This is a genomic window from Cohnella sp. LGH (genome assembly GCF_017671885.1).
GTDB lineage: Bacteria > Bacillota > Bacilli > Paenibacillales > Paenibacillaceae > Cohnella > Cohnella phaseoli.
This window is the reverse complement of the sequence record NZ_CP072117.1, coordinates 2,208,992-2,220,249: the sequence shown is the minus strand read 5'-3', so window position 1 is coordinate 2,220,249 and position 11,258 is coordinate 2,208,992. Positions and strand designations below refer to the sequence as shown.

Below are 11,258 nucleotides of genomic sequence, written 5' to 3'. Positions count from 1 at the left end.
GTGCTACCGGTTCTCGTTTATGATGGGTTCACAGAGAAAATAGGAGTGAGCCTGAAATGCCTAAAACGTTCGTCAAGCATAGATCCTTGTGGATCATGGTGCTGCCGGGATTGATCTACTTGCTGATCAACAACTACCTGCCGATGTTCGGAACCGTCATCGCCTTTAAGGATTTCAACTATACGGACGGACTATGGGGTAGCGCGTGGTCGGGGCTTAAAAATTTTCAGTTTTTATTCGCCACTCAAGACGCCTATGTGATCACCAGAAACACGCTGCTGTACAATGCGGTGTTTATCGTCTTTAATCTGGCGCTGGCGTTAACCGTCGCGCTGCTGTTGAACGAGATCAGAAGAAGGGTGCTGCAGAGCGTCTATCAAAGCATACTCCTGCTGCCTTACTTGATCTCCTTCAGTATCGTCGGTTACTTGGTTTACAGCTTTCTGAGCATGGAGTACGGATTTATCAACACGGCCGTGCTTGAGAAGCTCGGACTGCCGCCCGTCTCCTGGTACATGGAAGCCAAGTACTGGCCGTTCATTCTCGTTCTGGTTAATGCATGGAAATACATCGGTTACTCCAGCGTGATCTATCTGGCGGCGATGACGGGCATCAATCAGGAGTATTACGAAGCGGCGAGAATCGATGGGGCGAACCGCTGGAAGCAAATGACGAGAATTACGCTTCCGCTCATTAAGCCGGTCATTATCGTGATGATGCTGCTGCTCGTCGGTCGGATTTTCTACGCCGATTTCGGATTGTTCTATCAGGTAACGCTGAATACGGGAATCCTGCTGCCGACGACGAATGTCATCGATACGTACGTGTACAGGGCGCTGATTCAGACGGGAGACGTCGGAATGTCGTCCGCTGCCGGATTGTTCCAGTCGGTCGTCGGATTTCTGCTCGTCTTCTCCGTCAACCTGTTGATTCGCAAATTCGATCGGGAAAACGCGTTGTTCTAAGGAGGGAACCTCATGAATGCTAGATTAAACGCTCCGGCGGCAGCCGTCCGCGGAACCCGCAAAAGGATACGCGAGAACTCGCTTCTCGCGCAGACGGCGATCCATCTGTTCTTCATCGCGGCTTGCGCGGCTTGCCTGATCCCGCTCATTCTCGTCACGATCGTTTCCTTTACGGACGAACGCTCGATTCTGGCGAACGGCTACTCCTTCTTGCCTGAAGCGTTCAGCCTGGATGCTTACCGCTATCTGCTGGCGGATTCCGGACGATTGCTTCACGCCTACGGGATTAGCATCCTCGTTACCGTAGCAGGGACGCTGGCCAGCCTGCTCATCTCTTCGCTGCTCGCTTATCCGTTGTCCCGCAGGGATTTTGCCCAGCGGCACCTGCTTGCTTTCTTCGTGTTCTTCACGATTCTTTTTAACGGGGGATTGGTGCCTTGGTACTTGGTGTACACGAATCTGTTTCACCTGAAGGACACGTTGCTGGCGCTGCTTGTGCCGAATCTGCTGATGAACGGGTTTTACATCCTCATCATGCGAACTTTTTTCTCCAATTCGATTCCGGGCTCGCTCATCGAATCGGCCCAGATTGACGGGGCGGGGGAGTGGAGGACATTCTTCCGCATCGTATTTCCGCTGTCTCTGCCGGTGCTGGCTACAATCGGGCTGTTCACGACGCTGGGCTATTGGAACGATTGGTTCAACAGTCTGGTGTTCATTTACGACAATCGTCTGATTTCTCTGCAGTATCTGATGACGAAGACGCTGCTAAGCATTCAGTTTCTGCAAAGCAATACGCAGAATTCGAACGTCGGAAAGCTTCTCTCGGAGATGCCGACAGAAACGGTTCGCATGGCGATGGCGATTGTAGGCATCGGTCCCATCGTGCTGGCCTACCCGTTTTTTCAGAAATATTTGGTTAAAGGTTTGACTGTCGGAGCCGTAAAAGGCTAGGGCGTGTCTACATACTCCGAGGGCAGCAGATTTGGCCGAATTTTCGTTCCATGCAAGGAACTTTTGTGAAGGCGTACCGGGGGTACGTCAAGCAAAAGTGACGAAGCAGGGGGCGAAAAGGCGGTGAAAGACGTCCCCGAGCGGGTTTGCAGACACACCCTCAGTGCGAGTTCAAAAAGTTAAACACATCATTGGAGGGGTTTAGCATGTCGGTTATGAAAAAGAAAATGTTTCCGCTCGCGGTATCTGCACTCAGCTTGAGCCTGATTCTGTCCGGATGCGGCGATAACAACAGTACGGCTTCGCCGTCCGCAAGTGCCGGTTCGGGAGCCGGGGAAGCGTCGGCAACAGCGACAAGCAGCGAGACAGGCGGGACCAGCGAACTGAAGCCTTACAAAATCACGATGGTCTATCCGGGCGACGCTCCGAAGGATCTGCAACAAGTTCAGGATGCGATGAGCGCGTACTTGACGGAAAAGATCAACGCAACCATCGAGCTGAAGCCGATCGATTGGGGATCTTGGATGGAGAAGACCAATCTGATGTTCGCGTCCAAGGAAAGCTTCGATGTGGTCGTATCGGCCGCGACGTTGGGCTATTACAGCAATGTCGCCAAGGGCGCGTATCTTCCGCTGGACGAACTGATCGACAAGCAGGGTCAGGACATCCGGAGCGTGCTGGGGGACGATATTTTCTCCGGCATGAGAGTGAAGGGACAAATCTACGGAACGCCTACGAACAAGGAGTTCGCCGCTTCGAACGGGTTCCTCTTCAACAAAGCGTTGGTCGACAAGTACAACATCGATCTTAACCAGATCAACAGCTTGGAGGATCTCGAGCCGATCCTGCGCACGATCAAGGAGAAGGAGCCGGGCATCACTCCGCTGTTCGAAGGCAACAGCCGGTTTCTGGGATCTCTCGTGCTGAACGGACAATACGACAGCCTGGGAGACGGTTACGGCGTATTGAACCGGAGCAGCGGCGAGCTAAAGGTCATCGACAAGACGGAAGCGCCGGAATATATGGAAATCGCGAAAACGGCGCACAAATGGTACAAAGAAGGGCTTGTCAATAAGGATGCGGCTACCGTGAAGGACTGGGGCCTGATGCAAGCGGGCAAAGCCTTCGCGGTCATGCAGGAGCTGAAGCCGGGCAAGGACGCGGAGATGTCCATGGCCTGGGGTTTCCCGGTCGTGCAGAAGCAGATGGACGTGCCTTATACGTCGACGGCTACGGTAGCGGGCATTATGCTGGCAATCTCCAAAACCTCGGAGGACCCGGAACGGGCGATGATGTTCCTGAACCTGCTGTACAGCGACAAGACGCTCATCAACATGCTCGATTTCGGAATCGAGAACAAGCACTTCGTCAAGAAGTCCGACACGGTGATCGATTATCCGGAAGGCGTCGACGCGCAAACCGTCGGTTACCGTAATGAGCCTTGGATGTTCGGCAACCAGATGAACACGTATTTGTTCCCGAGCGAGGACCCGAACAAGTGGAGCGCGTTCCAGGCGTTTAACGACCAGGCGGAGAAGTCGATTGCGCTTGGCTTTGCCTGGGATTCGGAGCCGGTCAAGAACGAGATTGCGGCGCTGACCAACGTGTCGAAGCAGTTCGAGGACGCGATCATCTCCGGCTCCGTCGATCCCGAGGTGTATATTCCGAAGTACAGGGAAGCGATGAAGGCTGCGGGCTTGGAAAAGGTAATCGCCGAGAAGCAGAAGCAGTTGGACGAATGGGCGAAAACCAAGTAAAGCGAAAATCCTTTTACGGCGGATCTATTTGCGCACATGAGCTTACGCAGGGACGTTTATAGGAAAGTCGTACAAAGCAGCTCGAACCAGGCTTAAACGGTGGGCTTGTATGGAAAACCGTACAAAGCAACTCGGCCTAGGCTTAAACGGCGGACGTTTGTAGGGTAAACCGTACAAAGCAGCCAAAAATCAAGGATTGATCCTAATTAGCCCATAGACTGCCTCATACGCTCCTGAAATCTTGTAATGGGTTTACCTAATCGGATTTCAGGAGCGTACAACATCGAAGAATGACCTATTAACGAGACGAGGAAGAGGGGAAACGAGATGTCGATGCGTTGGTTCAAGGTTCTGGTCGTGCTGTGCATGAGCGTAGGCTTGATTACGGGAATCGGATTCGTTGGTGCGGCGGAGGCTTCGGGGAGCAACGAGCTCAAGGTATGGAATCCGCCCGGGGGAACGCCGACCAATTCCACATTCGAGGTTCAAGTGCGCAAGTCGGGGGATACGGCGTGGACGGATTTGTTCGAATACAATGTCAACGTCGGGCATCAGGACGGCTCGCTTTCTCCCTCCTCGATGGTGAGCTTCGACTTTAACGGAACGGTTGACGTCAAAGTGACGTATGCCGCGGGCACGCTTACGGACTACGACTTGAGGCCGACCTCCTACGGGATAACGCCCGTCCAAACCGGCAATACGCTGGTTTTCTCCATGACCCAGAACGAGTCGTCGCCGCGCAAGCTCGCGCTGAGGATTAACGGCGACTGGGAGGAGGACGTCCTGCATATCGTAACGAACCCGATCGAGACGAACGCCGTCTCGGATACGGCTTCCAACGTATTCGTCATCGAACAGGGGGACGAAATTCCGCTGCGGCTGCCGACGGGCAAGGACACGTATTATTTTAAGCCGGGCGTGCATCATCTTCCCCGGGGTATGTGGGTCGAATTCGACTTGGGCGCCGTCTATTCTCTAAATAAGCTTGTATTAGGTCAGGGAACGGGAGCCGGGGCGTCGGCGACGGTGAATCCGCTCAAGTTCGTTGTTGAGACGAAGATAAACGAAGCGGACGACTATGCGCCGACCTACGACGGCACGGGCAACGCGGAGGCCGGAACGACCATCGAGCGAACGTTCCCGGCGAAGAGCGCCAGATATGTTCGACTGATGCTGACGGGCAATAATGGAACGGGGCGCGATTTTCTAAGCTCGTTCGCAAGCGAGCTGTCGCTATATGCTGTCGGAAGCACGACGAACGTCGCTCTAAACAAAGCGATCGCCGGAGCTATGCCGGGTTATGAGCGCATGGCGGACGGCAATCCGGCTACGGTGTGGAGATCAAGCGCGGAGTACGGCAACTGGCATGCCGGGGAATCCTTCTTCCTCTCGCAGGACGATTACAAGGTTTATATCGAAGCAGGCTCCGTAGTGAAAGGTTCCTTCATGGGGGACGGAGTCAGCAACGTATCGATTACCGGAAGAGGGATTCTGGATGCGGGCGAATTGACGCACTACCCGACCACGCTGGCGGAGAGTCGGGCGGGAGCGATCTGGCTTGTCACCGGAACGGACAATCGCATCGAGGGAATTACGGTGCTGGATTCCCCGATGTGGACGATCGTGATGAACTTCTCGACCCGGCCTGTCGTTAAGAACGTGAACATTTTCGGCAGTACGATCAATGCCGACGGCATTCATATGAGCGGAAGCAGCTACGGCCTCGTCGAAGGCGTCTTCATCCGGACGAACGACGACAATCTGGTCATGTATCACTATGCTGCGGGGGCGCATAACACGTTCCGCAACAGCGTGCTGTGGGGAGACGACGCCCATATCGTGCTGATCGGCTTAGGGACCGCCGTCAATGCCGATATTTCGGATATTACCGTTCAGAACCTAGACGTGCTTGCGCAGCAAGGCGTATACGATTTGAACAAATTCAACGGGGTTCTGAAGCTATGGCCGAACGGAGGCAACGAGATCAGAGACGTGCTGTTCGAGGACATTCGGATCGAGACGTTCCGCAACCCCAGCGAATCGATGATCTTCCAATTCCGTACGGACGAGAGATTCCCCGGAGAAGGCAACGGGGCGAGCATACGAAACGTCGAGATGAAAAACGTCGATTACTACGGATCGGGCGAGATGCAATCTATGATCAAAGGCGCGGGAAGCGCGTCTTATGTGAGCAACGTTCGGATTACCGATTACAAGAGAGCCGGGACGTTCGCAACGAATGCGATAAACGGGAACATCGGTATTCAGGGGAACGTAACCGACGTCGTTTTTTCTCCTTCCGACGCTCTGCTGGACGATTCGTTTAATAGTCAAACCGCGGGCGCGGCGCCGAGCGGTTGGGTAAGCAGCCCGGGTATTACGGTCGAGAACGTGCCGAACGCAACGAACAAAAGCGTGCGGGTAAGCAAGACCGGAAGCGGGGATATTGTGTCCTCCCGCGCAATCACTCCCGCAAGCGGAGTCGTCACGGTACAGGCCAAGATGAATATGGCGGACAAGACCAACTGGAAATCGCTCGTCGTAAGCAGCTCCGCCGGGGCGGAATTGCTGCAAGTGGGCTTTGACAGCGGCGGCAATATCTACGCTAATGACGGCACAAGCTGGTCGCCTTTCATGGGCTACAATACGAACCAATGGTACGATGTCCGTGCTGTCGTCAACACGGTGTCGGACCGATACGATCTCTACATTGACGGCATTCGCAAAGTCCATAACGGGCGGCTGGAATCGGAGACGGCGGATGTCGGAAGCGTGAGCTTCGCTTCGGGAGAAACGCCAACGGGAACGTATTATTTCGACGACGTCAAAGTGACGGCCGTTCCGCCGCTTGTGGCCGAGACGTTCAATAGTCAAAGCGCGGGAACGGCGCCTGCAGGCTGGGTGAGCAGTTCCGGGATTACAGTAGAAAATGTGCCGAGCGCGGCGAATAAAAGCGTGAGGGTCGCCAAGACAGGGAGCGGGGCCATCGTGAGCGTGCGGACTTTCGCGCCGGCAAGCGGCAATGTTGCCGTCAGAGCGAGAATCAATATCGCCGACAAAACCAATTGGAAGTCGCTGATCGTCAACGATTCTTCGGACGCGGAGCTGCTGCAGATCGGGTTCAACGGCGGCGGGGATATTTATGCGAACAATGGCACGAACTGGTCGCCCTTCATGAGCTATAACGCGAATCAGTGGTACGATGTGCTGCTGCTGATCGATACTTCGACGGATACGTACGATTTGTACATCGACGGCGCGTTGAAGGTAAGCCATCAGGCGCTGGAAACGCCGACGGCCGATATCGGAGCGGTCAAATTCGCCTCCGGCGAGACGCCGACGGGTACGTATTATTTCAACGATGTCGAGATAGCGGGTCAATAAATGAAACGAAGCGCTCCCCTCCGATTAAGGCGGGGAGCGCTTTGTTTGACGTTAGGCGTTCAACACGAATTTCTCGATGACGTGTTTGGCGCCGTCTTCGTTGTTGGACAGCGTGACGTAGTCGGCGATCGCCTTCAACGCCGGAACGGCATTGGCCATTGCGACGCCGAGACCGGCCGCTTCGACCATCTCGTGGTCGTTCATCGCGTCGCCCATGGCGATCGTCTCCTCGATCGGGATGCCGTAATGGGCGGCGAGGAAACGCAGCGCGTGACCTTTGGTGCCTTCCGGATGCAGGAACTCCAGGTAGTTCGGTTTGGACTTGGTCAGGTGCACCTGCGAGCCGAAACGAGCTTTCAATTCGGGCATCAGGGCGTCCAGCTTCGCGGGTTCGTCGATGATGAGCAGCTTCGTTTGCTTCGGATGGTCGATAATGCGTTTGAAGTCCGGTTCTACGAAATAAGGGATTTTCGATTGCGCGACATACCCTTTGATCTTGTCGTTGTCTTCCGCAACGTAGAGCTTGTCGTCGATGTAGCTTTGCAGATGCAGATCGTTAGCCAAACAATATTCATACAGCTCGCGGGCGACTTCTGTCGGAATGGAGCGCTCGTAGAGCACCTCTTCGTCCAGCAGGTTTTTGATCAGCGAGCCTTGATAAGTGATGATCGGAACGTTCAGTCCGACTTGACGGGCGATCTTCTGCGCGGAATCGAACATTCTTCCCGTCGCAATGGTGATATGGACTCCCCGGGCAATGGCGTCGTTCATCGCTTGGCGGGTTCCTTCCGTCACCGTCAACTCGTCCGTTAACAGCGTGTCGTCAAGATCCATGGCTATGAGGCGATATGGCATCCTTTTCTCCCTCTCTGTCTCGTTGGTATCGTCCCATTGTACCCCAAATCGGCTTAATCGAAAAGAAGGACGGCATGCTATAATGATAGGGATCATCGGCGAGGAGAGGGGAATTGGCAATGAAACGTTTGCGTTGGGGAATACTCGGCTGCGCCGCAATCGCGGATCGCGCTGTCATACCGGCCGTTCTGGCTTCCGAGACGGGCGAGCTCGTCGGCGTGGCCAGCAGGAACGAAGAGAAGGCCAAAGCGAAGGCGGAGGAATTCGGCATTCCGAAGCATTATGGCAGCTACGAGGCGCTGCTGGCCGATCCGGATATCGATGCGGTGTACATCCCGCTTCCGAATCATCTTCATAAGGAATGGACGATTGCGGCGGCGAAGGCAGGCAAGCATATTCTGTGCGAGAAGCCGCTTGCGATGAACGCCGCGGAAGCGCAGGAGATGGTCGACTCCTGCAAGGAAGCGGGCGTGCATCTGGCCGAAGCTTTCATGTATCGGCATCATCCACGAATCGCGCGGGTGAAAGAAATCGTCGCCAGCGGGGAGATTGGTGCGCTCAGAGCGATTCGCGGCGTATTCACGTACAACGGAGCCGCGAATAAAACCGACATTAGACAGGTGAAGGAATGGGGCGGCGGTGGTCTGTACGACGTCGGCGTGTATCCGCTCAGCGCGGCTCGCTGGATTGTCGGGACCGAGCCGGAGGCGGTAACGGTGCATGCGCTGTTTTCCCCGGAGCACGACAATGTGGATATGATGGCGTCCGGTCTGGTGGAATTTGCCGGCGGTGTGGCGCTGACGTTCGATTGCGGCATGTGGGCTTCGTTTCGCAACGAGCTGGAGATCGTCGGCACGGAAGGGACGATCGTGCTGAAGCCGTCGTTCCTGCCGAACAAGGAGAACGACTCGATTGTCGTACAGGTCGGCGGGGAAACTCGCACGGAAGGCCCTTACGGCGTGGACGCCTACGTGGCGCAATCCGACCAGTTCGCCCGCGTCGTCTGGGGCGAGGAAGCTCCATTGTTTTCCGCACAGGACGCCGTTGAGAATATGAAGCTGATCGACGCTTGTTTAGCGTCGGCTCGCCAACGTCAGCGGGTTGTGATGGGATAAGGAGAAGGAGAAGGGGCTGTCTCGTAAGTAAACAGAGCCGTACCGAACGATTATCGATGATTCCTATGCGGTGCATCTATCTCCTTCCGATGCTATACGCTCCCGAAATCTGAATGGGGAAACCCGTGATAAGGTGATTTCGGGAGCGTATGAGGCAGTCTACAGGAGATAGATGCCCTTCTTTTTCATCGATAATCTTGTACGTCCCTACTTACGAGACAGCCTCGTATCCTCGTCCCCACTCGGTAATCGCGTCCGTCAAGCCAACCTTGCTCCATTTTTCCCGGTATTACCGGACTTGTATAACAAATGGAACTGTAGTTAGTTTACCCTCATACTGGAATTGCCCCCAAATCTTATAGATCCCCGCCTCGGGAAATACAGTGTGAAACATAACGCTGCCTCCCGAGCTCATCTCTTCAGCGGCATGCACGTGAACATACACGTCAGCTGTGCTGTTCAGAATAACGCTATGCCCAGAAGCTCCTAGATAGGGTTCGAGCCTTCCAACCGGCTGAAGAGTTTCGGCATCGGAGAGTTGGAAGAGGAGCATGACCATTTCCCCGGCAATAATGTGATCAAGACCTGAGCTGGCGGAAAGAGAAATATTCAGATCGCCCATTCTTTTGCTAGAGGAGTTATCGGGCAGCGTTTCTACCTTCGGCGGCATTTCACCGGCTACTGTGATCCATTGTTTATAAACGGTAATGTCCTGACGCTCGGGTATAAATTCGCTAATTAGAAGATAAGGACCGGCATGGGGGAAGGAAATTGGGACTGTAAAGACGCCATCCCCCTCATATTCCGGATGAACGTGCATGAACGTACCCAGATCCTTGCTTACCACGATCAGATGCATCAGCTTGGTTCGATCTTCAGTAAACTTCTGCACAGGGATACCGGAAGAGTCCAGCACCAGCAACCGAATGTCGACGTCTCCTTCCCCTAAGGGCTTCCCGTCAGATTCAGCCGCAATAACGCGATAACCTCTGTCGGTTATATTGGTCATTTGATCTTGCTGGACCATGGCCAGAAGACCTCGTGCAGGAGGTCTCTTATCCACATTGTCCCACTTGGTTCCGGAGCAACCCGCGACCAGAGCTAAACCGATTATGAACGCCGCCATCTTTAGGGTGCTTTTTAGAATATTCATTGACTCCCCCGAGCAGGCGAGATAGCAAGAATGCTTAACGCGAGGGACAAAAGCGAAGCTTGAACAATGGAGCCCACCCATAACTCCGGAGACCATCCAATTCCGCCCGACAACGCCATACTGAGAAAATAACTGCCCCACAGCGCCACAGGTACAGCAATCGCCAAAAATCGATAACCTCTCGTCGAGCTCCCTCCTAGTCGCCATTTGACATAGATTAAATCTGCAGCCAGTCCGCCCATAAGAGAGACGGGAATAGCCAAAATCTGCTGGAATCCGTCCAAAACGCCCATAAGTACGCTAATAAATGTAAAGAGGAAGGTAAATGAGCCAAAAGGAACTTGCCATCGCTTGAGCAGCAGGAATACCGGCGACATGAACAGCAAGGTGTTCAATAGAATGTAAGAAAGACCGCGAATCTCCAAATCTTCGATTACTCGTATGCCGAAGAAGGGATCGGTTCGGCTTCTATACCACTCGATGACGTCCGGTGCGGGCAAATTGTAGCGAAACGTCCATAAGTACATCAGGAAAAAACTGACGACGCCTACGGTCAAAGCAATAGAAAGCAGTATGGGGAAAAAGTGGCGCCATCCGGGTTGATCGGGAGAGAGCGCCCAACCGTAGCGAAAAGGGCTGCTAATAATCAATAGCGTTCCCAGCATTAACAGGAGATGGGACGGGCTGAGGAGAGCGTCCAGTGCTTGCTCTATGCCAAAGATCAGGTGCCAGCTCATATCGGCAATTCCGCCAAAAAGAAAAATCGCAACGCCGATCAAGCCCAGTCCATATCCTGTGGGGATTGCTTGCCGCCAAGTTCCCCCGTGCCGCCTCTTGTTCACATAGATCAGCCCGACGATCCATAAGGCCGAAGCCACAAATCCGCTGTAAAGAATGGCATGCCATGGCGTAAAAAAAGATTCGGGAACCCGATGATTGTGCGCATACCCGTCAACGAAAATACCGACTACCAACCATGTTCCCATAAGCATGGTAAGCATATGTACGCTAGTGTTAACCTTCAACGTGTTCATTGCCGAGCCCCCTGGCCTTCAAGTAGATTTGTTTGGAGTAT

At 54.1% G+C, this 11,258-nt stretch carries 8 protein-coding genes; 5 read left to right on the top strand and 3 right to left on the bottom strand.

Annotated features, from left to right (window positions below; genetic code table 11):
* The first annotated feature begins 56 nt into the window (after positions 1-56).
* The 4 genes from J4772_RS08880 (at position 57) to J4772_RS08865 (ending at position 7,060) form a co-directional block, all read left to right on the top strand.
* The gene (locus J4772_RS08880; RefSeq protein WP_247741055.1) at positions 57-965 is read left to right on the top strand and encodes an ABC transporter permease; all 909 of its coding nucleotides are present in this window, start codon (positions 57-59) and stop codon (positions 963-965) included.
* A gap of 12 nt (positions 966-977) precedes the next feature.
* Positions 978-1,919, top strand: a complete 942-nt coding sequence (locus tag J4772_RS08875) for a carbohydrate ABC transporter permease (protein ID WP_116061683.1) — start codon at positions 978-980, stop codon at positions 1,917-1,919.
* 206 nt (positions 1,920-2,125) lie between these two features.
* Entirely contained in the window at positions 2,126-3,676 is a 1,551-nt protein-coding gene (locus J4772_RS08870; protein WP_247741054.1) for an ABC transporter substrate-binding protein, read from the top strand.
* 327 nt (positions 3,677-4,003) lie between these two features.
* Positions 4,004-7,060: a discoidin domain-containing protein gene (locus tag J4772_RS08865; RefSeq protein WP_209074942.1), complete on the top strand. Its 3,057-nt coding sequence runs from the start codon at positions 4,004-4,006 to the stop codon at positions 7,058-7,060.
* 51 nt (positions 7,061-7,111) lie between these two features.
* On the opposite strand, the gene J4772_RS08860 is transcribed toward J4772_RS08865, so the two are convergent.
* Positions 7,112-7,915 (bottom strand): Cof-type HAD-IIB family hydrolase, encoded by an 804-nt coding sequence (locus J4772_RS08860; RefSeq protein WP_209074941.1) that lies wholly within the window; start codon positions 7,913-7,915, stop codon positions 7,112-7,114.
* 119 nt (positions 7,916-8,034) lie between these two features.
* Here J4772_RS08860 and J4772_RS08855 point away from each other — a divergent pair, with 119 nt between their 5' ends.
* Positions 8,035-9,030 carry a Gfo/Idh/MocA family protein gene (locus J4772_RS08855; RefSeq protein WP_209074940.1) on the top strand — a complete coding sequence of 332 codons (996 nt, stop codon included), beginning with the start codon at positions 8,035-8,037 and terminating at the stop codon, positions 9,028-9,030.
* Positions 9,031-9,319: 289 nt separating this feature from the next.
* Here J4772_RS08855 and J4772_RS08850 read toward each other — a convergent pair whose 3' ends face one another.
* Both J4772_RS08850 and J4772_RS08845 read right to left on the bottom strand, forming a co-directional pair.
* Complete coding sequence (locus tag J4772_RS08850) at positions 9,320-10,183, bottom strand: hypothetical protein (RefSeq protein WP_209074939.1); 864 nt, start codon at positions 10,181-10,183, stop codon at positions 9,320-9,322.
* Positions 10,180-11,217 carry a hypothetical protein gene (locus J4772_RS08845; protein WP_209074938.1) on the bottom strand — a complete coding sequence of 346 codons (1,038 nt, stop codon included), beginning with the start codon at positions 11,215-11,217 and terminating at the stop codon, positions 10,180-10,182. Before J4772_RS08845 ends, J4772_RS08850 begins: the two co-directional genes overlap by 4 nt.
* Between the last annotated feature and the right edge of the window lie 41 nt (positions 11,218-11,258).

What these genes read in the sequence shown, in the direction of transcription:
- J4772_RS08880 (WP_247741055.1), top strand. Translation starts at nt 57, where the DNA reads ATGCCTAAAACGTTCGTCAAGCATAGATCCTTGTGGATCATGGTGCTG.
- J4772_RS08875 (WP_116061683.1), top strand. Translation starts at nt 978, where the DNA reads ATGAATGCTAGATTAAACGCTCCGGCGGCAGCCGTCCGCGGAACCCGC.
- J4772_RS08870 (WP_247741054.1), top strand. Translation starts at nt 2,126, where the DNA reads ATGTCGGTTATGAAAAAGAAAATGTTTCCGCTCGCGGTATCTGCACTC.
- J4772_RS08865 (WP_209074942.1), top strand. Translation starts at nt 4,004, where the DNA reads ATGTCGATGCGTTGGTTCAAGGTTCTGGTCGTGCTGTGCATGAGCGTA.
- J4772_RS08860 (WP_209074941.1), bottom strand. Translation starts at nt 7,915, where the DNA reads ATGCCATATCGCCTCATAGCCATGGATCTTGACGACACGCTGTTAACG.
- J4772_RS08855 (WP_209074940.1), top strand. Translation starts at nt 8,035, where the DNA reads ATGAAACGTTTGCGTTGGGGAATACTCGGCTGCGCCGCAATCGCGGAT.
- J4772_RS08850 (WP_209074939.1), bottom strand. Translation starts at nt 10,183, where the DNA reads ATGAATATTCTAAAAAGCACCCTAAAGATGGCGGCGTTCATAATCGGT.
- J4772_RS08845 (WP_209074938.1), bottom strand. Translation starts at nt 11,217, where the DNA reads ATGAACACGTTGAAGGTTAACACTAGCGTACATATGCTTACCATGCTT.